The organism is Streptosporangium sp. NPDC006007, assembly GCF_040614315.1.
GTDB lineage: Bacteria > Actinomycetota > Actinomycetes > Streptosporangiales > Streptosporangiaceae > Streptosporangium.
Window position 1 is genome coordinate 174,877 of record NZ_JBEXUG010000006.1, and the last position, 23,461, is coordinate 198,337.

The 23,461-nt window shown below is 71.2% G+C and carries 20 protein-coding genes; 4 read left to right on the forward strand and 16 right to left on the reverse strand.

Annotated features, from left to right (window positions below):
- The first annotated feature begins 93 nt into the window (after positions 1–93).
- The 4 genes from ABZ194_RS07460 (at position 94) to ABZ194_RS07475 (ending at position 4,902) form a co-directional block, all read left to right on the forward strand.
- On the forward strand, positions 94–1,221 hold the full coding sequence (locus ABZ194_RS07460) for an acyl-CoA dehydrogenase family protein (RefSeq protein WP_355593404.1): 1,128 nt from the start codon (positions 94–96) through the stop codon (positions 1,219–1,221).
- Between the two features lie 69 nt (positions 1,222–1,290).
- On the forward strand, positions 1,291–2,475 hold the full coding sequence (locus tag ABZ194_RS07465; RefSeq protein WP_355593405.1) for an acyl-CoA dehydrogenase family protein: 1,185 nt from the start codon (positions 1,291–1,293) through the stop codon (positions 2,473–2,475).
- An 84-nt stretch (positions 2,476–2,559) separates the two neighbouring features.
- Positions 2,560–3,366: an alpha/beta hydrolase gene (locus tag ABZ194_RS07470; protein ID WP_355593407.1), complete on the forward strand. Its 807-nt coding sequence runs from the start codon at positions 2,560–2,562 to the stop codon at positions 3,364–3,366.
- Positions 3,367–3,627: 261 nt separating this feature from the next.
- Positions 3,628–4,902, forward strand: coding sequence for an ABC transporter substrate-binding protein (locus ABZ194_RS07475; protein ID WP_355593409.1), 1,275 nt, complete (start codon positions 3,628–3,630; stop codon positions 4,900–4,902).
- Positions 4,903–4,980: 78 nt separating this feature from the next.
- On the opposite strand, the gene ABZ194_RS07480 is transcribed toward ABZ194_RS07475, so the two are convergent.
- The 16 genes from ABZ194_RS07480 to ABZ194_RS07555 all read right to left on the reverse strand — a co-directional run bounded on the left by ABZ194_RS07480 (position 4,981) and on the right by ABZ194_RS07555 (position 23,417).
- Entirely contained in the window at positions 4,981–5,613 is a 633-nt protein-coding gene (locus ABZ194_RS07480) for an acetate--CoA ligase family protein (protein WP_355593411.1), read from the reverse strand.
- On the reverse strand, positions 5,610–6,944 hold the full coding sequence (locus ABZ194_RS07485) for a CoA-binding protein (protein WP_355593413.1): 1,335 nt from the start codon (positions 6,942–6,944) through the stop codon (positions 5,610–5,612). The genes ABZ194_RS07480 and ABZ194_RS07485 overlap by 4 nt, the downstream gene beginning before the upstream one ends.
- Positions 6,945–7,177: 233 nt before the next feature.
- Entirely contained in the window at positions 7,178–7,981 is an 804-nt protein-coding gene (locus tag ABZ194_RS07490; protein WP_355593414.1) for an IclR family transcriptional regulator, read from the reverse strand.
- 237 nt (positions 7,982–8,218) lie between these two features.
- The gene (locus ABZ194_RS07495; RefSeq protein ID WP_355593415.1) at positions 8,219–9,427 is read right to left on the reverse strand and encodes an acetyl-CoA C-acetyltransferase; all 1,209 of its coding nucleotides are present in this window, start codon (positions 9,425–9,427) and stop codon (positions 8,219–8,221) included.
- A 94-nt stretch (positions 9,428–9,521) separates the two neighbouring features.
- Entirely contained in the window at positions 9,522–10,544 is a 1,023-nt protein-coding gene (locus ABZ194_RS07500) for a branched-chain amino acid ABC transporter permease (protein ID WP_355593416.1), read from the reverse strand.
- On the reverse strand, positions 10,541–11,419 hold the full coding sequence (locus tag ABZ194_RS07505) for a branched-chain amino acid ABC transporter permease (protein WP_355593417.1): 879 nt from the start codon (positions 11,417–11,419) through the stop codon (positions 10,541–10,543). Before ABZ194_RS07505 ends, ABZ194_RS07500 begins: the two co-directional genes overlap by 4 nt.
- Before the next feature lie 2 nt (positions 11,420–11,421).
- On the reverse strand, positions 11,422–12,135 hold the full coding sequence (locus ABZ194_RS07510; RefSeq protein WP_355593419.1) for an ABC transporter ATP-binding protein: 714 nt from the start codon (positions 12,133–12,135) through the stop codon (positions 11,422–11,424).
- 3 nt (positions 12,136–12,138) lie between these two features.
- Positions 12,139–14,586, reverse strand: a complete 2,448-nt coding sequence (locus ABZ194_RS07515; RefSeq protein ID WP_355593421.1) for an AMP-binding protein — start codon at positions 14,584–14,586, stop codon at positions 12,139–12,141.
- A gap of 16 nt (positions 14,587–14,602) precedes the next feature.
- Complete coding sequence (locus ABZ194_RS07520) at positions 14,603–15,523, reverse strand: SDR family NAD(P)-dependent oxidoreductase (RefSeq protein WP_355593422.1); 921 nt, start codon at positions 15,521–15,523, stop codon at positions 14,603–14,605.
- Positions 15,520–16,275, reverse strand: coding sequence for an enoyl-CoA hydratase (locus tag ABZ194_RS07525; protein WP_355593522.1), 756 nt, complete (start codon positions 16,273–16,275; stop codon positions 15,520–15,522). The genes ABZ194_RS07520 and ABZ194_RS07525 overlap by 4 nt, the downstream gene beginning before the upstream one ends.
- Positions 16,269–16,949, reverse strand: coding sequence for a nitroreductase family protein (locus tag ABZ194_RS07530; RefSeq protein WP_355593424.1), 681 nt, complete (start codon positions 16,947–16,949; stop codon positions 16,269–16,271). The genes ABZ194_RS07525 and ABZ194_RS07530 overlap by 7 nt, the downstream gene beginning before the upstream one ends.
- A 534-nt stretch (positions 16,950–17,483) precedes the next feature.
- A complete protein-coding gene (locus tag ABZ194_RS07535) occupies positions 17,484–18,344 on the reverse strand; it encodes a CoA ester lyase (protein WP_355593426.1) in 861 nt (286 codons plus the stop codon).
- Positions 18,345–18,359: 15 nt separating this feature from the next.
- Positions 18,360–19,835 (reverse strand): dihydroorotase family protein, encoded by a 1,476-nt coding sequence (locus ABZ194_RS07540; RefSeq protein WP_355593427.1) that lies wholly within the window; start codon positions 19,833–19,835, stop codon positions 18,360–18,362.
- Complete coding sequence (locus ABZ194_RS07545; RefSeq protein ID WP_355593428.1) at positions 19,832–21,277, reverse strand: MmgE/PrpD family protein; 1,446 nt, start codon at positions 21,275–21,277, stop codon at positions 19,832–19,834. Before ABZ194_RS07545 ends, ABZ194_RS07540 begins: the two co-directional genes overlap by 4 nt.
- The gene (locus tag ABZ194_RS07550) at positions 21,270–22,172 is read right to left on the reverse strand and encodes a cyclase family protein (RefSeq protein ID WP_355593429.1); all 903 of its coding nucleotides are present in this window, start codon (positions 22,170–22,172) and stop codon (positions 21,270–21,272) included. The genes ABZ194_RS07545 and ABZ194_RS07550 overlap by 8 nt, the downstream gene beginning before the upstream one ends.
- 42 nt (positions 22,173–22,214) lie before the next feature.
- Positions 22,215–23,417, reverse strand: a complete 1,203-nt coding sequence (locus tag ABZ194_RS07555) for a CoA transferase (RefSeq protein WP_355593431.1) — start codon at positions 23,415–23,417, stop codon at positions 22,215–22,217.
- Between the last annotated feature and the right edge of the window lie 44 nt (positions 23,418–23,461).

Here is a 23,461-nt window from a genome sequence, read left to right on the forward strand (position 1 = left end):
GGGGATTATCACTAAATGTCGCATATAGAGGTTTCGGTTCAGCCGGAATCGGCCGGGAGGCTAAAGCCCGAGGTCTCCAGCGAAGGAGTTTCGATGAACGACCCGATCGTTCTGGCCTACAGCGAGGAACAGGAGCAGTTCCGGGACGTGGTCAGGGACTTCCTGTCCAAGGTGTCCCCCGAGTCCGAGGTCCGGCGGCTGATGGAGACCGACGAGGGGTTCGACCGTACGGTCTGGCACCGGATGGCCACCGATCTCGGCCTGCAGGGGCTGATCATCCCCGAGGAGTACGGCGGATCCGGAGCCTCCTTCCGTGAGCTGGGCGTGGTCCTTGAGCAGATGGGGGCCGCGCTGCTGACCGCCCCCTATCTGTCCACCTCCGTACTGGCGACCGGCGTCCTGCTCCGATGCGGCGACGACTCCGCCAGGGCCGACTACCTTCCCGGCATCGCCTCCGGGGAAACGGTCGCCACCCTGGCTCTCGCCGAGGAGTCCGGCCGCTGGGACCTGGAGGACGTCGAGACACGGGCGGTGCGCGGGAACGGCCGCTGGAGGCTCAACGGCACGAAGAACTTCGTGCTGGACGGCCACGTCGCCGATCTCGTTCTGGTCGCGGCGCGCACGGCGTCCGGCGTCGGTCTTTTCGCGGTGGACACCCGGGCGGGCGGGGTCGGCCGTGAGCCGCTGTCCACCATGGACCAGACCCGCAAGCAGGCGCGGCTGGACTTCCGCGACGCTCCCGCACGACTGATCGGCGCCGAGGGGTCGGCGGCGGAGGTGCTGCCCGTCGTACTCGACCTCGCGGCGGTGGCCCTCGCCGCCGAGCAGGTGGGCGGAGCCCGCAGATGCCTGGAGATGTCCGTCGCCCACGCCGGGGAACGCGTCCAGTTCGGGCGGCCGATCGGCTCGTTCCAGGCGGTCAAGCACAAGTGCGCGGATGTCCTGGTGGAGGTGGAGTCGGCGCAGTCGATCGTCCAGCGGGCGTTGTGGGCGGCGTCGGAGCCGGGCGACGACCTGCCCGTCCTGGCCGCCATGGCCGGGTCCTACTGCTCGGACGCCTACGTCCGCGCGGCGGCCGAGAACATCCAGATCCACGGTGCCATGGGGTTCTCCTGGGAGTTCTCCGCGCACCTGTACCTCAAGAGGGCCAAGTCCTCGGAGCTGCTGCTCGGTTCGGCGGCCTGTCATCGGCGGCGTCTGGCCGGGCTTCTCGGCCTCTGAACATCCCCCCGATCACGATCACCCGCCCCCTCAGCCACCATTCCCAGAACCACCGAACGGAGACATCCCATGCCGGCGGAACCAGGCAGCGTTGAAGGACCTCCCACGGAGGCGACGGTGACCGGCCTGCTGCGGCGCCTGCTGACGGCCACGCCTCCCGCGTCCACCGACGAGACGGTTTTCCTGGAGAGACAGTTCGATCTGGGGCTCGCCTGGGTGCAGTTCCCCGTCGGATCGGGCGGCCTGGGGGCGAGCCGATCCCTGCAGGCGGTCGTCCGGCGCGTCCTCACACAGGCCGGCGCCCCCACCCAGGATGAGTATTTGCGTAACGCCCTCGGCGTCGGGATGATCGCACCCGCGCTCGTCGAACACGGCCACCGCGAGCAGTGGAACCGATGGCTCAGACCGCTTTTCACCGGGGCCGAGATCTGGTGCCAGCTGTTCAGCGAGCCGGGGGCGGGCTCGGACATCGCCGCCCTGACCACGCGGGCCGTACGTGAGGGCGGGGAATGGGTGGTGAACGGGCAGAAGATCTGGACCACCGCCGCGCATCGGGCCCGGCGCGGACTGCTGCTGGCCCGGACCGATCCGCAGGCCCCCAGGCACCGCGGCCTGACGGCGTTCGTCGTCGACATGGGCGCGCCCGGCGTGGAGGTCCGGCCGCTGCGGCAGATCGACGGATCGGCCCATCTGAACGAGGTCTTCTTCACCGATCTGCGCGTCCCGGACGCGGACCGGATCGGCGGTGAGGGGGAGGGCTGGCAGGTGGCCCTCACCATCTTGATGAACGAGCGCGTGTCGATCGGCGGCGGCGTCGCCGACGAGGGGGGTGGGGCCATCGCCGAGGCGATCGAGCTGTGGCACCGTACCGCCGTCCGGGACGACGTGATGCGAGATCGGCTGGTCAGGCTCTGGATCCAGGCGGAGTCGGCCCGGCTGCTCAACCTCCGCGCGGCGCACAATTACGACACCAACGTTCCCGGCCCCGAGGGGTCGATCGCCAAGCTCGTCTACGCGCAGCTCAAGCAGCAGGTCTACGAGCTGTGCCTGGACCTGAAAGGCCCTCGGGGCATGCTCTTCGGAAGCTACAACATGCACCATCCGGAAGATCACGTGCCCGACGACTTCGAGATCCAGCGCAGGTACCTGTTCGCCCGCGGCGACTCCATCGGGGGCGGCAGCTCCGAGGTGATGAGGAACATCCTCGGAGAGCGGGTGCTCGGGCTGCCCAAGGAGCCCCGGCCGGCCGGTTGATCCGGCCCGCGCTCCCCGAAGCAGAGGACGCCCACCTTGTCCGGCCGGCCGGATCGGCCGTTCCCTACCGTCAAGGAGCCACCCGTGACAGTGCCCGTCCGCCGTGACTACGTGGATACGAGCTGGGGCCAGCTGCACATCGCGACGGCGGGTTCGGGAGAGCCTGTCGTCCTCCTGCACCAGACACCGCGTAGCTGGGACGAGTATCGAGAGGTGCTGCCGATGCTCGGCCGGCGGTTCCGGGCCATCGCCGTCGACACCCCGGGCATGGGGGCGTCGGACGTCTCGCCCCTGGGCCACAGCGTCGTGGCCTACGCCGGCGCGGTGCTGGACATGCTTGACGCGCTTGGCATCGGCAGCTGCCATCTCGTCGGCCACCACACCGGCGGGGTGATCGCCGTTGAGGTCGCCGCCCGGGCACCCGGGCGCGTGGACCGGCTGGTGCTCTCCTCGACGCCGTACGTCGACGAGGCGGCACGGGCCGACAGGGCGGGACGGCGCGGCATCGACGAGGTCGAGCCTCGTCCTGACGGGACACACCTCACCGAGCTGTGGCAACGACGGCGGAGATACTATCCGCCGGGCGAACCGGAACTGCTGGCCCGTTACCTCCGCGACGCCCTGGCGACCGAGGACCCCGAGGAGGGGCATCGGGCCGTGGAGCGCTATCGGATGGAGGACCGGATCGGCTCGATTCGGCAGCCCACGCTGTGCGTGGGACACGACGCCGATCCCTTCGCCTTCCCCGGCCTGTCGCGTCTGGCCGAGCTCATTCCCGGCGCCCGGACGGAGGTGATCGCCGGCGGGGCGATCCCGCTGGAACACACGGCCGGGGAGTTCTCCCGCGTCGTGCTCGCCTTTCTCTCCGCCGGCGCTCCGGCGCGGCCCTGAGGAAAATCGGCGCCGGGAGGCCCCCGGCACGCCTCCGGCCCCGAGGTTCGGTGAGCGGACCCGTGTTCTAACCCGATCCGTGTATCAATGCCACAGTTCCCGTACCGAAAGTCGAATGTCTCCACACATTCGAATCGACACCGATTTCAGCCGGCGATCAGAGAAACGAGAATCCGGCTGGCCGAACAGTTACGGCGACGTGAGGCGGGAACGGCCGCCACCCGAGCCGCCGAAAACCCGGAACACCCCGCAGGAGGAGCTTTGAAGAATCGACCGGTGCTGCGATGTCTGGCGACAGCGGTGGCACTTGTCTCCCTCGCCGCCGCGTGCGGGCGTGGAGACGGCGACACGGGTTCGGGCTCCTATCCGGACCCGGGTATCACGGACGGCGAGATCGTGGTGGGGGCGAACGCTCCGCTCACCGGACCCGGTTCCGGATTCGCCAACGTCGTCTACGGCGCCTCCGCCTTCTTCGGCCATCTCAACGAGACCGAGGGCGGTGTGACAATGGCCGATGGAAAGAAGCGAAAGGTCCGCTACATCTACTACGACGACGGCTATCAGCCGGCCAAGACCGTGGAGGTGGTCAAACGCCTCGTCGAGAAGGACAAGGTGTTCGCGCTCGCGGGGGGTTTCGGCACGGCGACGAACCTGGCGGTGCGCGACTACCTGAACCAGAAGGGCGTTCCACAGGTGTTCATCCAGTCGAACTCCCCCAAATGGGGCGCCGAATTCAAAAAGTATCCGTTCTCACTCTCCGGATCGCCGTCGGCGGCGACCGAGGCCGCGGTGTTCGCCCAGTACGTCCAGCGGGAACGGCCCAAGGCGAAGGTGGCGATCCTCACCGTGGGCGACGACAACGGGGCCGGTTTCCTCAACGGCTTCAAGGAGGCGCTCAAGAGGACGGACATGACGATCGTGTCCGAGCAGACCTATGCGAACACGGACGCGTCCATCGACTCACAGATGTCGATCATGGCGTCGAGCGGAGCGGACGTGTTCGCGAACTTCGCCACACCGAAGTTCACCGCCCTCGCGATCAAGGGGGCGGCCGAGCTGGGATGGAAGCCCCTCCAGCTGGTGGCCTCCCAGGGAAGCTCGCCGGAGGCGGTTCTCAAGCCGGCCGGGCTTGAGAACGCCAAGGGCATCGTCACGGTCGGATGGTTCAAGGATCCCACCGACCCGCAGTGGGCGGCCGACGAGACGATAAGGACACTCCAGCGGAGCGTGCAGAAGTACGAACCGCGGGCCAATCCGAAGGACTCCTTCGCCGTGGCCGGATGGGCACTCGCCGAGGTCTTCACGAACGTGCTCAAAGACGTCGATCCGACTCGCTCCTCGCTCATGGACGCGGTGCACGGCCTGAACGGTCAGACCTCGTCGGCGCTGCTTCCGAAACTTGAGAGCCGTACCTCGCCGACGGACGGGTTCCCGCTGGAAACGCTCTGGCTCCAGCGTTTCGACGGCGGCAAGTACGAGTTCATCGGCGCGGAGCCGATCTCCCTGGAGGGCAGGACGCCGGTCGGCGAGAGATAGCGGGGGAGGCGCGCCGGCCCGGGCGCGCCTCCCCCGCCGGGAACGGCGGTGAGGCCCGATCACGGGCCTCACCGCCGATCACCTTTTCACCACCAGCGCGTCCAGCACGATCGGACGTCCCCGGCGGACGAGCACGGGGTTACAGTCGATCTCCACGACGTCCGGATCGTCACGGAGCAGGCGTGCCACCACGTCGACGATCAGAGCCAGCCTCCCGACATCGAGTACGGGCAGCCCCCGATAGCCGTTGAGCAGCGGCGCCGCACGCAGCCGGGAGAGCGCCCGCTCCAGCTCCCCGGGTTCCGGCGGCGCCAGGAGCACCGCCACGTCGTCGAACACCTCGGCCGCGACACCTCCGAGCCCCACGGTGATCAACTCGCCGAATCCGGGATCCCGGCTGCCGCCCACGATCAGTTCCAGCTCACCGCTCAGCTGCTCGGCCACCACGACCGTGCCGTCACCGGCCCCGGCCAGCTCGGCCCAGCAGCGCGACAGCCCCGAGGCGTCCAGCCCGAGCCGTACCAGTCCGGCGTCCGACTTGTGGGCGACGCCGGACGCCTTCGCGACGACGGGGCCGTCGATCGTCCCGGCGAACCGTACCGCCTGCTCGGGTGAGCCGGTCCTCAGCTCACGGGGGGTCGGCAGGCCGGCGCCCAGCAGTCGCTTACTGGCCCACTCGGACAGCGCCCGCGGGCTCTCCCCGGCCGTCATCGCACCACCTTCGCCGCGAACCCGCGCACCGCGGCCTCGGGCGAGTCGAAACACGGAATTCCCGCCCGTTCCACGGACTCCCGCATCCTGGGCACGTCCAGCAGGAAGGCGGTCGTGGCCTTTCCCGTCGCCGCGTACGCCTCGGCGACCGCGGCCCCGAACTCGGGTACGTCCAGCCCGCAGTTGACGACCACCACCCCGTCGACACCGTCGTCGGCGTAGACCTCCGCGACGGCGGGGGCGAAGCCGGACGGCGGGCACTGCGGGGTGAGGTCGACCGGGTTGGCGACGGCGGCGAACGCCGGCGCCACCTTCCGGATGGCCGCCAGCCGGTCGGCCGACAGGGGCGGCAGGCTCAGGCCGCAGCGTTCGGCGGCGTCCGCGGCCAGGACACCGGGGCCGCCGGAGACGGTCAGCACCGCTATCCGGCCGCCCCGCCGGGTGGAGGTCCCCGAGGCGAGCGCGGTGAGCGTGTCGAAGAACTCCGCGGACTCCTCCACGGCGGTGACCCCGGCCCGGTCGAACCCCGCCCGGTACGCCCGGGCGCTTCCCGCCAGTGATCCCGTGTGCCCGGCCGCGGCCCGCGCTCCGGCGGTGCCACGCCCTCCCTTGAGGACGACGACCGGCTTCACCGCGGTGATCTCGCGGGCCGCCTCCACGAACGCGCGGCCGTCGCGCAGCCCTTCGGTGAACACCCCGATCACCGTGGTCCGCGGGTCGGCGGCCAGCCAGCCCAGCGCCTCGGTGACGTCCACGTCGGGCGAGTTGCCGAGGCTGACGAACCGGGCGAAGCCGATCCCGCGCCGGCGGACCTCGGAGAGGAACATGCCGCCGAACGCGCCGCTCTGGCTGATGAAACTCAAAGGTCCCGGGTGCCGCGGCACCGACCAGAAGTAGGACCCGTTGAACCAGCGGTCCTCTCCCAGATGGCTCACCACGCCCATGCAGTTGGGGCCGACGAGCCGTGCGCCGTGCGCGCGGGCGACCGTGACGAGGCGGTCCTGAAGCGCCTGCCCGCCGGGGCCCGCCTCGCCGAACCCCGACGAGAGCACGATCACGACCTTGGCCCCCCCGGCCGCCGCGTCCCGCACCGCCCGCTCCGCGGCGCGGGCCGGTACGGAGACGAGCGCGAGGTCGACCGTACGGTCCAGACTCGGCACCGCCGGCGTCCCGTCGACGGTCGCCGCGCTCGGATGCACGCACACGACCGAATCGACGTCGGTCGTGACGTTGGCCAGGAGGGTGTTGCCCAGCCTGCCCGGATCGGTGGCGGAGGCCCCGTACACCGCGACGCTGCGCGGCGAGAAGAGCGGATCCAGTTCGTGCCCCATATTTTACGACCTCAACAGGGTTCGGTTCGGGCCTCGGAAGCCGAGGATCGGCTGAGCGGGTCCGGGGCCGTGTTCGGGAACGCGCCGGCCGGCCCCGCGCGGGCGCGGGGTCCCGCGGGGGTTGTCCGCCGGTCCGGCGGATGTGACGGCCCGGTACCCGCTCACCAGGACTCTGCGGGATCACGGACGACGGGGCAACGGGGCGGGTCCGCCGAGCGGACCGGTGACCGGGTTCACCCCGCCGTTCTGAGCCTGCGCCTGACGCCGAGTGCCGCGGCCCGCAGGTTGCCGGAGAAGCGGCCGGCGTTCATCCGGGCCGTCGGCGCGGTAACCGACAGCGCCCCCACCAGGGCTCCGTCGCCGCTGAAGACGGGAACGGCCACGCTCGCATAGCCCAGCCGGGTCTCCTCGTACTCGGTGGCGATCTGGCCGGCCCGCACCCGGTCCAGCTGGGTCGTCAGGATGGCCGGCGAGGTGACCGTGTGACGGGTCAGCGGCACCAGCCCCGCCCGCACCACCTCGGTCAGCAGGTCGGCTCCGGAGAAGGCCAGAATCACCTTGCCGGTCGCCGTGCAGTACAGCGGGAGCCGGCCCGCCACACGCGACTGCTTGCTCAGCCCCCGGTGCATGATGATCTTCTCGACGTAGAGGACGTCGAGATTGTCGTGCACGGCGAAGTGGATCGTCTCCTGGGTCGTGACCAGGAGGTCCTCCATGAACGGCAGGACGGCCTCACGCAGGATCCGCTGCCGTGGCACCCGCTGGCCGATCTCGAACATGCGCAGCCCGAGCCGGTAGCTGGTCCCCGCCCGCTCCAGGACTCCCCAGCCGAGCAGTTCCTGTGCCAGCCTGTGCACGGTCGCCTTGGCGATGCCGGTCCGCTCCACCAGCTCGGTGAGGGACAGCCTGTCGTCCTCGACGGTGAACGCCTCGATGATCAGGCGCACCTTGCCCAGTACGGAGTTCATCGCCGCCGCGTCCGGCCTGGCGGTAAGTGGATGAGCGGACGCGGTACCGGCTGAAGTGTGGACGGTCATGTCAGCAGCCTCCGATCGACCCGCGACCTCCGGCGGCCACTGCACCGGCGGCGCCAACGGCACATCATGATAAGCCGGATTTAACGCCTGATTTATATCTATATGATCTCAAAAAAATACTTTGCGGCTTTTGACGGATTATTCGGCTCCGGCGCCGCAGGGCGCGGCCGGCCCCGGCCCCCGCCCAAGGCCGGACGGGGAGAACGGGGAGAACGCCGACAGGACGGACGGGGGCGCTCAGGAGAGACGCTCCACGACCATCGCCATCCCCTGTCCGCCGCCGACGCACATCGTTTCGAGCCCGTACCGGCCCCCGGAACCGGAAAGCCCGTTGATCATGGTGGTCATGATGCGCGCGCCGGTCATGCCGAACGGATGACCCAGTGCGATCGCCCCCCCGTACGCGTTGAGCCGCTCGTCGGCGACCCCCAGACGGCGTGCCGAGGGGATCACCTGGGCGGCGAACGCCTCATTGATCTCCACCAGGTCGATCTCGTCGATCGACAGCCCCGCCTTCTTGAGCGCGCTCCGTGACGCCTCGACCGGGCCGAGACCCATGATCTCCGGATGCAGGGCGCTCACGGCCGACGACACGATCCTGGCCAGCGGCGTGATCCCGAGCTCCGAGGCGCGCCGCTCGCTCATCACCACGACCGCCGCCGCGCCGTCGTTGAGCGCGCAGGAGTTACCGGCCGTGACGGCGCCCCCCACCCGGAACACCGGGGCCAGGTCCGCCAGCCTCTCAAGGGTGGTGTCCGCGCGCGGGCCGTCGTCGGTACGGACGACCGTTCCGTCGGGGAGCTCGATCGGCGTGATCTCCCGGTCGAAGAACCCGTTCCGCTGGGCGGCGACGGCCCGCCGATGACTGCGGAGCGAGAAGCCGTCCAGTTCCTCCCGGGTGATCCCCTCAAGCTCGCGGACGTTCTCCGCCGTCTGCCCCATGCCGATGTACATGTCGGGCAGGCCCTCCGGCTCCCTCCAGGCAGGCTCGCCGCCACCGGACCGCCGGGCGGTGCGGGCGCGGGCCGTGTCGAACCTCGGGTTCGGCTCGTCGGGCGCGTCGAAGGAGGCGACGCCGTACCAGGACACGCATTCGACACCGCCCGCGACATAGACGTCGCCGTCTCCCGCGCGGATCGCGTGCTCCGCCATGCGGATGGTCTGCAGGCTCGACGAGCAGTAGCGGTTGACGGTCACCCCCGGGCTGTGCTCAAGGCCGGCCAGGACCGCGACGACCCGGGCGATGTTGTTGCCGTGCGCCCCCTCGGGCCGTCCGCAGCCGATGACGACGTCGGCGACCTCGGCCGGATCGAGCGCCGGGACCCGCTCCACGACCGCCCGGACGACGGCCGCGGCCAGGTCGTCCGGGCGGACCGAGGCCAGCGACCCCTTTCGGGCACGTCCGATCGGGCTGCGGGTGGCGGCGACGATCACCGGTTCGGGCATGGGGTTCCTCTCTCGGCGGGACTCGGGGCGGGTTTCCGGAAGGGCGGCGCCCGGCGGACGACGGGTGGGGGGCCGCAGTGCCCCGCGGGCCGGATCACCCATCGGCGGCCTCCCTCGGCCGTTCCCCGGCCTGCGGGTGGATGTCCGGGCGGCTCGCCCGGACATCCACCCGCAGGAGCCGGGGGACGCTCGCGAGGCCGCCGGGGAGCAGCAGGATGACCAGGATCAGCGAGGCGCCGTAGATGATGCCCGCCAGGGAACTGCTGATCTCCTGTGTGTACACCGGCACGAACTGGATGTAGACGGCGCCCAGCACCGCGCCGGCCGCGCGCCCCACCCCGCCGACCGCCATTCCGGCGAGCAGGCCCACGGAGAGCAGCAGGCTGAACGACTCCGGCGAGAGAAAGCCGACCGCGATGACGTACATGCCGCCCGCGACACCGGCCAGACCGCCACACCAGGCGAAGGCGGTGGCCTTCACGAACGGCACGTCGACCCCCATGGCGACGGCCACGAGCGCGTTGTCCTGGGAGGCGTACAGCGCCCGGCCGACCCGGCCGCCCAGGATCCCCCTGCCGATCCGCCAGCAGGCCAGCGTGAGCACCAGCACGATCAGGTAGTGCCACTGGTCGGTGGCGAGCCCGAGGCCCGCGGGGGGCTGAGGCTGCGGCACCACCAGGCCGTTCGCTCCCCCGGTCAGGCCGTCGAACCGCTTGACCAGCGGGATGAACACGATCGCGATCGTGACCGTGACCAGGGCGAGGTAGAGACCGTTGAGCCTGGCCGCCAGCACACCGACGAGATAGCCCACGACGAACGGGACCACGGCCGCGGCGACGAGCCCCGCCCAGAGCGGCCATTTCCACACGACGGTCGTCACTCCCGCGCAGTACGCCCCGATGCCGAGGAATGTCGCCTGCGCGAGGGAGATCTGGCCGGAGGCGCCGGTGAGCACGGTCAGGCCGAGGATCGCCACGGAGTAGACGAACACCATGGTCAGCTGGAAGTTGCGGTCGGGCGGCTGCACGAACGGCAGCACGAAAAGCAGCACCACGAAGGCGAACCTCGCCGACCTGGCGGCCACCGGGCCCGACAGAACCGCGGAGATCCTGTTCATACCCGCACCCTCTCCACGGCGCCGAACAGACCGGCCGGTCTGAGCATGAGCACCAGCACGATGACCACCAGGGGAACCACCACCTTGAGATCCGGCCCGATCACCGTCACGTAGGTGCCGACCAGATTCTCGATCACGCCGATCAGTACGCCGCCGACGACGGCGCCCAGCACGCTGTCCAGTCCACCGAGGATCACCGCGGCGAAGGCGTACAGCAGGATGCCGGACATCATGTTCGGTTCGAGGAAGACCCGGGGGGCGATGAGAATTCCGGCGATCGCCCCGAACACCCCCGCCAGCCCCCACCCGAGCATCAGCATGCGCTTGACGTCGATCCCGACCAGCGCGCTGGACTCCGGGTTGGCCGCGGACGCGCGCATCCACAGGCCCAGCGTGGTACGGCGCAGCAGCAGGTAGACGGCGAGCGACTCCACGACCAGCGCCCCCACCATCACCACCATGGAGGACGTCATCCGCCAGCCGCCGACGGACCAGACGCGCTCGGGCGCGAGTGTCGGAAACGACAGCGGGGTGGAGTGCCAGATCAGCGCGGCGAACTCGTTGAAGACGAGGTAAAGGCCGAACGTGAGGATCACCGTGTTCAGATGACTGCCGCCTTCGGCGGGGCGGACCACGAAACGCTCGGTCGCGGCACCGACGACGAACGCGAACGCGACGGCGACCAGGGCCGCGACCGGTACCGGAAGCCCCCAGGCGATCAGCTGCCAGGCGACGAAGGTGGAGAACATCGCCATCTCGCCCTGCGCGAAGTTGGCGATCCCGGTGGAGCGGAAGATCAGGACCAGCGCCAGGCCGATGGAGGCGTAGATGGCGCCGGTGGCGACGCCGTCGGTGATCTGCTGAAGGAACAGCACTGTTATCCTCCTCCTCCGAGATAGGCGGCCCTCAGCCCGTCGTCACGGGCCACGACGTCCGCCTCGCCCTCCAGGACGATCCGGCCGGTCTCCAGCACGACGGCGTAGTGGGCGATTTCAAGGGCGAGCGCGGCGTTCTGCTCGACGACGAGCAGCGCCATTCCGAGATCCCGGTTCAGCCCGCCGAGGGTTTCGAAGAGCTTGGCCGTGACCTGCGGGGCGAGTCCCAGCGAGGGCTCGTCGAGCAGCAGGAGCCGGGGACGGCTCATCAGCGCGCGGCAGACGGCGAGCATCTGCTGCTCCCCGCCGCTCAGCGTCGACGCGGTCTGCTCCCGCCGTTCGAGCAGTGGGGGGAAGGTGGCGTACATCCGGTCGAGGTCCTCGGCGACCTCGGCGCGTCTCCTGCGCCGGGTGGCCGCCCCCAGGAGCAGATTCTCGTGCACGGTGAACTCGCTGAAGGTGCCCCGCCCCTGGGGCACGTGGGCCATCCCGCGCCGGGTCATCGCCGGGGCCGTCAACCGGGTGACGTCCTCCCCGGCGAAACGGATGGCGCCCGACACCGGGATCATGCCGGACAGCGCCCGCAGCAGCGTGGTCTTGCCCGCGCCGTTCGCGCCGAGGACCACGCTCACCTGGCCCGGTTCCACGGTGAGGTCGATTCCGCGCAGCACCTCGGCCCTGCCGTAGGAGGCGCCGAGACGACAACAGGTAAGCATCGGTCACGTCCCCAGATAAGCCGAGACGACCGCCCGGTCCCGCCGGACCTCGTCGGCGGTTCCCTCGGCGATGACCCGCCCGGACTCAAGCACGACAACCTTCTCGCAGGTCGACATCACCAGGCCCATGTGGTGTTCCACCAGGAGAACCGTGACGCCGAACGCGTCCCGGATGCGGGTGATCTCCGACGCCAGCTCGGCCACCTCACCCTGTGGAAGGCCCGCGGCGGGCTCGTCGAGCATCATCAGCTTCGGTCTCGCCATCAGGGCGCGGGCGATCTCGACCCGCTTGCGGGAGCCGTACGGCAGGGTTCCGACCTCGGCCTCCGCCAGGTGACCGAGACCGAGCTCGGCCAGCAGCGCGCCCGCCTCCGCCCGCAGAGCGCGCTCCTCCCTGCGCGAGGAGGGAAGCCCCAGCCCGGCGGCGAGGTAACCACCACGGCTTCGGGCGTGGGCCCCCACCATGACGTTCTGCACGACCGAGAGGTGCTCGAAGAGCACGACGTTCTGGAACGTTCTCGCGATGCCGATCCCCGCGGTGTCCCGCGCGCGGCGGTGGGCGAGGTTCTCACCGTCGAAGAGCATCTCCCCGCTCTGCGGCCTGTGCATTCCACTGACGCAGTTGAACAAGGTGGTCTTCCCGGCCCCGTTCGGGCCGATCAGGCCGCAGACGGTGCCGCGCTCGACGGTGAGGCTCACCTCGTCGAGGGCGCGCACCCCGCCGAAGGAGAGACTCAGACCACTCACCCGGAGAAGCGGGTCGCCCTTCCCGCCGCCCTCCCCCCCGGACCGCCGCACGGCCGGGTCCTCCGGCGCGCCCCGGGCCGTCTCCCTCGCCCAGCGGTAGTCGGCCTTGCCCTGGGGGCCGCGCAGAACCCTGGGGACGAAGACCAGGTCCTTGGGCACCTTGTACCGGGCGAGTTGTCCGGCGCAGCGCCGCCGCAGATCGGCCGCGTCCGGAACCGTCCCGGCCGCGGCCTGCACCACCGCGACGACCCGCTGCCCCCAGCGGTCGTCGGGGACACCGACGACGACCGCGTCGACCACCTCGGGCAGCGACACCAGCACCTGCTCCACCTCTTCGGCGAAGACCTTCTCCCCGCCGGTGTTGATGGTCGTGGACGCCCTGCCGATCAGACGGATCAGGCCGCCCTCCTCCCACCTGGCCCTGTCACCCGGAATCCCCACCCGGACGCCGCCGACCATCCGGAAGGTGGCCTCCGTCCTGTGCCGGTCACCGAGGTAGCCGGCCGGTATCCGGCCGGAGCGGGCCAGCCACCCCTCCTCCCGCGACGACCTCGGCAGCGCTCTCGACCGGTCGTCGCTCACCAGCAGCGTCCCGGCCGCCGGGGAGAACAGGCCGTGTGTGGCCGAGCCCGCCGACCATCTGTTCTCCATGTGGCCGCCCGTCTCGCTGGAGCCGTAGACGTCGACCAGCGTGAGCCCGGCGGGCAGGAACTCCAGCAGCCGGTCCTTCAGGTCGGGCGTCAGAATCCCGCCTCCGGTGTGGATCATGCGCAGTGACGACAGGTCACGTGGCCTTCTCTCCAGGGCCTCCACGATCGGGCGTCCCATGGCGTTGCCGACGATCGGCATCATGGTCACACGCTCACGTTCGACGGTGTCCAGGATCGAGTCCGCGTCGAACTGCTCCGTGACGTCGGGCAGGACGATGCGGTGGCCGCCGTGAAAGGCGTAGAACGCCAGCCACTGGCCGCCCGCGTGCATGAACGGCGGCGCCGGCAGGTAGACCTCCCGGCCGTCCGCGGCGGCGGCCACCAGGTGCTCAAGCGACTCGAACTCCCGGAAGTCCGCCCGCCGGCCTCCCATCGCGCCCGCGAAGATGTCGGCCTGCCGCCACAGCACGCCCTTCGGAACGCCGGTGGTCCCACCGGTGTAGATCATGTAGCGGTCGTCCGGCGTGTAGCCGACCCCCAGGGGGTCCGGCGCCCCCCGCCGGATCGCCTCCTCGTACCAGACGGCCCCGTCGGCGAGGGGTCCGCCCGAGCCGTCGTCCACCTGCAGGACGAGCGGGCGTGAGCCGAGCGAGCCGGCCAGGGACGCGGCGACGGCCGCGAAACGCGTGTGAACCACGATCGCCCTCGGCCGCGCCTCCTTGAAGACGGCGGCGAGCTCGCGCTCGACGTAACGATGGTTGACGTTGAACGGCACGACCCGCGCCTTGAACGCGGCGACCATGCTCTCCAGATACTCCACGCAGTTGGTCAGGAAGATCGCCAGATGATCCTGGGTGCTCTCCCAGCCCGCCTCGGGAAGACGCTCGGGCTCCTTCAGGCCGTTCGCGAGCAGGAAGCTCGCGAGCCGGCGGGTGCGATCGGTCAGCTCCTCCCAGGTCACACGCCGATCGCGGTGGATCAGGCACTCGCGCGCCGGTCTGGTGGCCGCGATCGCCTCGTGGACGACGGCGAGGTTGGCCTCGAATTCGGCCATGGCACCGGTCCTTTCGTCACCTGTGGTCGGCACCGCTCTCCCCGTTCAGCAGGGAGAGGATGAGCCTGGACTCCTCCTGGAGGTTCGACGGCGTCGCGTAGCCCTCCTCGGAGCAGATCCGCTGGAGATCGGCTTCGACCGTCTCCGGGGTCAGGTCCGCCCGGACGACCCCCCGGGTCTCGGCGACGAAGGTCCGCGCCACCCGCCCGGCGCCGACGGCGAGGACCTCGCCGTTCAGGGAGCACCTTTCGTGCGACAGGTAGACCACCGCGGGCGAGACCAGCGCCGGGTCCGCGGACGCCGCCAGTTCTCCGAGCATCCCGGCGGTCATGTCGGTCCGCGCGACCGGTGCCACGGCGTTCGCCCTGATGCCGTGGCGGGCGCCCTCAAGCGCGGCGACCCTGGTGAGGCCGACTGTCCCCGCCTTGGCCGCGGCGTAGGCCGCCTGGCCGAAGTTGCCGAACAGCCCGCTCGCCGAGGTGGTGTTCACCAGGCGGCCGTAGGACTGCGCCTTGAACAGCGGCCAGGCGGCCGCCATCAGATACGCCGTGCCGTGCAGGTGTACGGCGAGGACGGGCTCCAGCGTCTCCGGACTGAGATTTTGGATCGTTCTATCCCGAATGATTCCGGCGTTGTTCACAACGATGTCGAGCCGGCCGTAGGCCGCCACCGCGGCCTCGACCAGGGAGCGGCATCCGTCCGCGGTGGCGATCGACTCCCGATGGGCGATGGCCGTGCCGCCGAGCGCGCGGACCTCCTCGACCACGCCGCCCGCCCGGTCGGTCTCTCCCGTGCCCGGACCGAGATCGTTGACGATCACCCGTGCGCCGCGCGCGGCGAGGGCGAGAGCATGGGCCCGGCCCAGTCCGGCCCCGGCGCCCGTCACGACGGCGACGCGGCCGTCGAAGCGGAGCCGCCCGGAAGACGTCTCATTCACGGCCGCCTCACCACCGGACCACGCTCCGCCAGCCACCGGCGTGACTCGGCGTGCTCGACGGCCCACGCGGCGTGCCCGCCCGCCTCGGCGAGCTGCCGGTAGAGCTCAAGGAGCCGCGGCACCAGGACCGGGTCGAGGCGCGCGATGTCCGACGCCGTCTCCAGGGCGGTGGGCAGCATCCGCTCGTGGGGCACAACCCTGTTCACCAGCCCGAGGCGGGCGGCCTCGGCGGCGTCAAGCCTGCGGCCCGTGAGGCTGAGCTCGACTCCGAGCCGGTGCCCGACCCTGCGGGAGAGCGAGACCGCCAGCCCCGCGCCGGGCAGCAGACCCAGCCGGGCGTGGGTGTCGCTGAACCAGGCCCGTTCCGAGGCCACCACGAAGGTGCACGCGAGGGCGAGTTCCCATCCTCCGGTGACGGCGGGGCCGTTGACCGCTCCGATGACGGGAACCGTCAGCGGGGGAATCAACGGCTCCGCGTGGAGCGTCCGGCGCTCACCGGCGAGAACCCCGCCGTCGGTGGTGATCTCGCGCAGATCCAGCCCGGCGCAGAACGCCGGGCCGGACCCGGTGAGGACGACCACCCGTACCGAGTCGTCGCCGGCCAGGGCCTCCCACTCCACCCGGAGCCGCTCCCTGAGCGCCACGCTCAGGGCGTTGCGCGCCTCGGGCCGGTGGAGTGTGAGCAGCGCGACGCCCTCCGCGGGCTCCTCGCGGAGCAGGACGGCCGTTCCGGGGTCCGCCGCCGTCACCATTCGTTCCAATGCAGGATCTCCTCAACCGGTTCCCGCCGAGCGGGTTTGAACGTCGTTCCGACGGTCCAGGCGACGGGGACGAGCCCGGCCTGTGTCACCTCTCCGTGGGGGATGCCGAGAAGCTCGGCCATCTCCTGTTCGCGCCGCAGGTGAACCTGGGTCCAGGCCCCGCCCAGCCCGCGCGCCCTGAGCGCCAGCATGAAGCTCCACATCGCGGGGAGGATCGAGCCCCAGAAGCTTGCGGTCCAGCTGAGGTCCCGTTCCGGCGGCCGCCCCTCGATCACGGGGATGACCAGCGCCGGCACACTTCCGATGATCCGCTGCAGGTGACGCGCGCCGGGCAGCATCCTGTCGTCGGCCGGGACGTGGCGCAGGTAGCCCTCCGCGCACTCGGACCAGACCCGTCCCACCTCGGCCCGTAGCGCGGGATCGTCGACGACGATCCACCGCCAGCCCGCCCGGTTCCCTCCGGTCGGGGCCTGCACGGCGATCTCGACGGCTCTGCGGATGACCGCCCGGGGCACCGGCCGGGTGAGGTCCAGTCTCCGCCGCACCGTCCGGGTCGTCATGAGCAGCTCGTCCGCGGAGAGCCCCAGCAGCGGGACCTCGCCGGCGCTCTCGTGACCGGCCTGCTCGTGGGAGTCGTTCACTGTCTCGTCTCGACCTTCCTTCATGATCGGGATCTTCCCCTCAGCGGAACACCGTGGTCACGGCCGTGCGAAACGGTCGCCGTCGCCACCTCTCCCCCGGCGTCACCGGGACACCTCGGGAGATCGCGGAGCCGTGGCCCGCGCCGGCGAACCCGGTTGGTCAACGTTCCTCCCTGGCGTGGCTCCGGCCGTCCCGCCGGCGATGGGTCTCGCTCTCGCGGGCCGGCGGATTTTGTGGACTGTGGCACCGATACGGTCTGCCTGCGAGGGGATCGGTCCGTTCACCGGACTCCCCGCCCCGTCGCTTCCGGATATGGGGCTTCCGGATATGGTGCTCCCGGCCGGCTTCGAGGCTTGGAGACACGGGACTTCACCGGCACGACGGACACCTCGCTCGGTTCACCGAGGGCGGTCCCTCCGCCGGACTTCCGGTGAGATTTGGCGGCAAAACAATCTTCTGCGCCTCAAGTAGACATATAGGGGATGTTTAAGTCAATAACCGGCGCTGACCGGCCTGGATCAAACACTCCGCCGCCGGACGGCCCGATCCGCCACGGCTCACCCCGCCGCCCGGTCCCCCTCCAGGGTCCGGCGGGCCCGCCGGATGACGGCCTCGTCGACCATCCGGCCCGTGTCGTCGAGGACGACGCCGGAACCGGACGACTCGAAACGCTCGATCAGCGTCCGGGCCCGGCCGACCTCCTCCGCCGACGGGGTGAACACCTCGTTGACCACCTCGATCTGGGCGGGATGGATGCAGGCCCGGCCCCGGAACCCCAGCCGTCTGAGGGCTTGGGTGGAGTTCCGGAGGGCGCCGAGGTCGCGGAAGTCGGTGCTGACCGGGCCGAGGGGCGGGCCGATCCGGGCCGCCGCCGACGCGAGCACGATCTGGGACCTGACCCAGAGCAGCTCCCGCTCGTCGGGTCCCGGCTCGACGCCGAGGTCGGCGCGGAGGTCCGCCTCGCCGAGCTGGAGCCTGACCACCCGGGGGGCGCGGGCGAGGTCGGCGGCGGCCAGCACGGCGGCACCGCTCTCCAGCAGCGGGCAGACCGCGATCCACGGGGCGTCCGAGAGGAGCCCGTCGACGGCGACGAGCTCGGCGGCCGACTCGGTCTTGGCCACGCAGACCCCGGTCACGGCGGGCAGCGCCACCGCGCGCAGGTCCTCGTGACCGAGCGGTCCGGGGTTCACCCGGATCCAGATCTCCGGGGGCCGCACCCCGGGAGCCCGACCGGCCCCGGGCCGGCCCGCGCGGGGCGGGAGGGTGCCGAGCCATCCCGCCACGGCCGCGCGGGCCGTGGCCTTCGCCCCGGGCGAGACCGCGTCCTCAAGATCCACGATAAGCGCGTCGGCCCCCCGGCCGAGCGCCTTGGCCAGCTTTTCCGGGCTGTCGCCCGGGACGTAGAGTGCCGATCTCACCGTGTGTCGTCTCCCTCAGCCGGTGCCGGCCGGGCGGTGGACGTAACGGCCGACCGGACCGCCGACGACCTTCCCGTCTTCGAGCACCCGGTGCCCCCGGACGAAGGTGTCGGTGACCCGCGCGGTCAGCTCGAACCCCTCGAAGGGGGTGTACTCCTGGGTCGACTCGGACTCCTCGGCGCGCACGGTCCAGGTGGCGCCGGGGTCCACCAGGCAGAAGTCGGCGTCGAAGCCGGCGGCGATGACGCCCTTCGCGCGCAGGCCGTACCTCCTGGCGGGGTTCCACGCGGTCAGCGTCGCGATGCGGCCGTAGGACAGGCCTCGCCGGCGCCCCTCGGTGATCATGCCGGGGAGCAGGTACTCGGCCCCGCCGAACCCGGACCTGGCCACGAAGACGTCGTCGCGGGGCTCGCCGAACTTCATCTCCTCCCGGCAGCAGGCGTGGTCGCTGACCACCCAGTCGACCATGCCGTCCAGCACGTACTCCCAGAGGGCCTCCACATCCTCACGGGGGCGGAGCGGCGGGTTCACCTTGCCGCCCAGGCCGTACGCGGTGGTGATGTCGGCCAGCAGGTGACCGACGGTGACCTCGCGCCGGAAGTCGATGTGCGGGAAGGCCCCGGCCATCCGCACCGCCGCGTCCACGGCCTTCCTGGACGACAGGTGGAGCAGGTTGACGGTGGGCAGGCCCGTCTCGTGGGCCAGATAGGAGGCGATGGAGACCGCGAGCCCCTCGGAGTGCGGCGGCCGGGAGGCGTGGTAGGCGGCCAGGCCACTGAGGTCTCCGGCCTCCTCGACCATCCTGGTGTAGGCGCTCATGATCTCGGCCGTCTCGCAGTGCAGCGACAGGGAGATCTCGTCGGCCAGCTCGGGGAAGCGCTCCCTGGCCTCCTGCACGCCGCGCATGACGAACTCGAAGTGCGCGTAGTCGTAGCGCTCCCCCTCCGGAATCATCAGGAAGGAGTTCTGGTCGGAGGAGCGGCCGTGCAGGCCGTGACCACCGTAGAACATGAAGATCTTGAAGGAGGTGACGCCGAACCGCTCGACCAGCTCGGGGATCTCCCCGATGTGGCCACGCGACATCGGGGCGAGATGGAAGCCGTAGTCGATGTGGGAGCGGCCGGCGGAGGCGGCCAGCACCCGCGGGAAGAAGTCGGCGTAGTCACCGCCGCGGTTGAGGTAGTACTGCCCGGTCCGCATGTAGGTGAGCGCGGTGGTGACACCGCCCTGGGCGCTCGCCCTGCTCTCCGAGGCGGTGTCCTCCTCCAGCGGATTGTAGATGCCCCAGTGCTGGTGGGCGTCGACGACACCGGGAAAGGCGAGACGGCCTCCGCCGTCGACCACCGTGCGGGCCGGCTCGGCCGCCAGGCCGGGCGCCACCTGGACGATCCGGCCGTCCCGCACGGCGATGTCCGCCTCAACCGGTTCATCGCGATCGTGCGTGACGACGCGGATGTTCTTTACCAGCAGGTCAAACTCGGCCACGGTCATCTCCTGTCTCCTGTCGCCGTCTCGGACTCCACCTCGAACTCCGCCACCAGGCGGAGAAGGTCGCCGATGTGGTCCAGCTCGTCCAGGCGGTTCACCCGGTCGGTCACCACGCCCGCGGTGGCCTCGGACAGCCGGCCCTCGGTGTTGTCGCGGAACTTCAGCGCCAGTTCCGCCACCGACAGCGGGCGCGCCGGTCCGCCCCGGTTGGCGAGCACCTCGTGGCGCCACTCGCGGCCGTCGAGGTCGCGGGCGCGCAGCACCGCGGGGAACTGATGGGGGAAGATCTCCGTCATCCGGTCGTCCGGCACCACGTCCACCTTGGCCATGAGCGCACGGCGGAGCGGGTCGCGGGCCAGCTCGTCGGTGAAGTCGGCCAGTCCCACCCCGAGGCCGCCGCCGCCCAGCAGCCCGGCCACGACCGCGTACGGCCCGCTGAACTGTGCCTGGTAGCCGGTCTCCGGGGCGCGTTTGCCCTCGATCGGCTGCCCGATGGTCCGGATGACGGGGGCGGGGACGCCCAGCGTCAGGCTCTCCACCCGGGAGGGGTCCAGGCCCTGCTCGCGCAGTCCGATCGCGGCGTCCACCGCCGCGTGGGTGAAGTGGTTCGCCGGATAGGGCTTGAAGAAGATCCCCGGGACAGCCCAGTCGACGCCGAGACCCGCGGTGATCGCCTCGGGAGCGTACCGTCCGTGCAGGAACGCCTCGAAGAAGCCGAACCGGCCCTCCAGGACGGTCGGCGGACCGGTGAACCCCCGCCGGACCAGCTCGGCGGCGGTCACCGCGGACTGCGCGGCCCACCCGCAGTGCAGCCGCTTCACCGTGCCGCCGGTCCGGTTGGCCTCGATGACGCCCGACGCCGTGGAGGCGGCCACGCCGAGGGCGTCGAGCACGCCCTCGCGGGACAGGCCGAACAGCACGGCCGCCGCGACGGCGCCGCCCATGGTGCCGCAGATGGACGTGGCGTGCTGGCCGTGTTCGAAGAAGGTCGAGTTGCCGCTCTCCGGGTCGTAGCCCGCCATGCCCAGCCGTACGCACACCTCCAGGCCGACGGCGATCGCGTGGATCGTCTCCCGGCCCGACGCGCCGGCCAGCTCGGCGGCGGCGAGCGCCGCGGGGATGACCGGGGCGCTCGGATGCAGCACCGAGGGCAGGTGGGTGTCGTCGTAGTCGAGGGAGTGCGCGAGCACCCCGTTGGCGAGGGCGGCCAGCGGGGCGGGCACCGCCCGACCGCCGCCGACGACGTGCGCCTGCGGGCGTCCGCCCTGGTCGCGGACGTGCTCCACGATCGCCGTGCTCGTCGGCAGCCGGTGCGCGGCGACGCAGAGGCCGATCACGTCGAGCACGCGGCTGCGGACGCTGCCGGCCACCTCGCCGGGGAGCGTGGCCCAGGAGGTGTCCGCCGCGAAGTCGGCCAGCAGCCGGCCGAGGGTCGGCTCAGCCACGACGGCCCCCCTCCTCCGCGTCGCCGGCCGACGGCCTGCGGCCCACCAGTGCCAGCGGGCGCACCGGTGACCCGGTGGCCCCGAAGAGCGGCAGAGGCGACAGCACGAAGGTGAACTCGTGAACCCCGTCGCGGGCCGGTTCGTCCAGCGCCATCGCCTCGATGATGTAGACACCCGACTCCACCAGCAGCACCCGGTGCGCGGGCAGCACACTGTGGCCCTGCCCGGGGGCCAGGCACTCGAAGGCGATGGTGTCGGCGCCCGCGGCGCGCACGCCGCGCCCGGCCAGCCAGCGCGCCCCCGCCTCGCCCACTCCGGGAACACCGGACTCGCCGCCGATGTAGACCGCACGGTCGGGGTCGGTGAAGCGACGGCCCCAGCCACTGCGGATCAGGACGACGTCGCCGGCGCCGACCTCCGTGCCCTGGCGCCGCACGGTCGCGTCGAGGTCGGCGGGGGTGATCTCGTAGCCGGGCTCGCAGGAGTCCGCGCCGAGCGTGGCGGGCACGTCCAGCAGCACGCCGCGGCAGACCATCGGCGCGACGGTGTGCACGCCGTGGTCGGGGTAGAGCCCTCCGACGCAGGCCTCGTCCGCGTCGGCCCCGCCGTACAGCCTGCCGTCCTGGGACACGTGCGCCAGCGCGTCGATGTGGGTGCCCACGTGGGTGCCCATGACGAGCATGTCGTTGGCGGCCGAGCCGCCGTCGGGACGCACCCGGTCGCCGTGACGGCGCGGCAGGGTGTGGGTGTAGGCGGGGTGGTTGGGCGACTGCGGCATCCCCGCGAAAAGGGGGCGGCCCAGGTCGTAGACGGTCACGCCGTCACGCACCGCGCTCAGCAGGGGATCGTGTTCCACCTCTCCGCGGGAAGCGGCGGCGGTCGTATAAATGGTCACTCGTCTCTCCCGATGTCCGCTTGTCTCCTCGATCACCGCGGTTCAGGCGACGATCTCTCGCGCGCGCAGGCCGGTCAGCTCCTGCGGGTCGCAGCCCAGCTCCCCGACGAGCACCTGCTCGGTGTCCGCCCCGAGCGCCCGGCCGGTGAACCGGATCCGGCCCGGCGTCCGCGACATGCGCCACATGACGTTGTGCATCAGCAGGGGGCCGAGGTCGGCGTCGTCGGCGACGGTGAGCATCTCGGTCTCGCGGACGTGCCGGTCCTCGACGAGGTCCCGGGAGCTGTAGACGGGGGCGACCGCGGCGCCCGCGGCGGTGAACTCCGCGACGACCTCCTCCCGGGTGCGGCCGGCGATCCACTCGCCGACCATCCCGTCCAGCGGGCCGGCGTGGGCGGCGCGTCCCGCGCCGCTCGCGAACCAGGGCTCGCCGATCACCTCGGGGTGCCCGACCAGGCGCATGACGCGTTCAGCGATCGTCTGCGCGCTGGTGGACACCGCCACCCAGTGACCGTCGGAGGTGCGGTAGGTGTTGCGCGGCGCGTTGTTGGTCGAGCGGTTGCCGTGGCGCTCCTCGACGATCCCGAGCTGCTGGTAGACGGTGGGCGACGGGCCGACGGCCGTCATGATGGGCTCCAGGAGGCTCATGTCGACGACCTGGCCGCGCCTGTCGGGGTGGCGTTCACGCTCCCACAGCGCCATCATCGCCGCGGACGAGGCCGCGATACCGCAGATGCTGTCGGCCAGCCCGAACGCGGGAAGAGTGGGCGGCGCGTCCGCCTCGCCGGTCAGGTGGGCGAACCCGCTCATCGCCTCGGCGAGGGTTCCGAAGCCCGCCCTGGCCGCGTACGGCCCGCGCTGCCCGAAGCCGGTGATCCTGACGACGACCAGTGCGGGGTTGACCTCGTGAAGCCGGTCGGGGCCCAGCCCCCAGCGCTCCAGGGTTCCGGGACGGAAATTCTCGATGAGGACGTCGGCGCCCTCCACCAGCCGCAGGAAGATCTCGGCTCCCTCCGGGGCCGACAGGCTCAGTCCGACCGTCCGCTTGTTGCGGGAGATCTCCTTCCACCACAGCGGGTGCCCGTCCTTGGACCTGCCGTGGCCGCGCATGCCGTCCCCGGCGGTGGGATGCTCGATCTTCACCACGTCCGCGCCGAAGTCGCCGAGGATCTGGGCGCAGAGCGGCCCCGCCAGGATCGTTGAGGCGTCGACGACTCGAAGACCTTCGAGTGGCCCGTCTCGCATGCTTACCCCCAGATGAGAAAAAGGTTCAACGTCGTATACGCCGG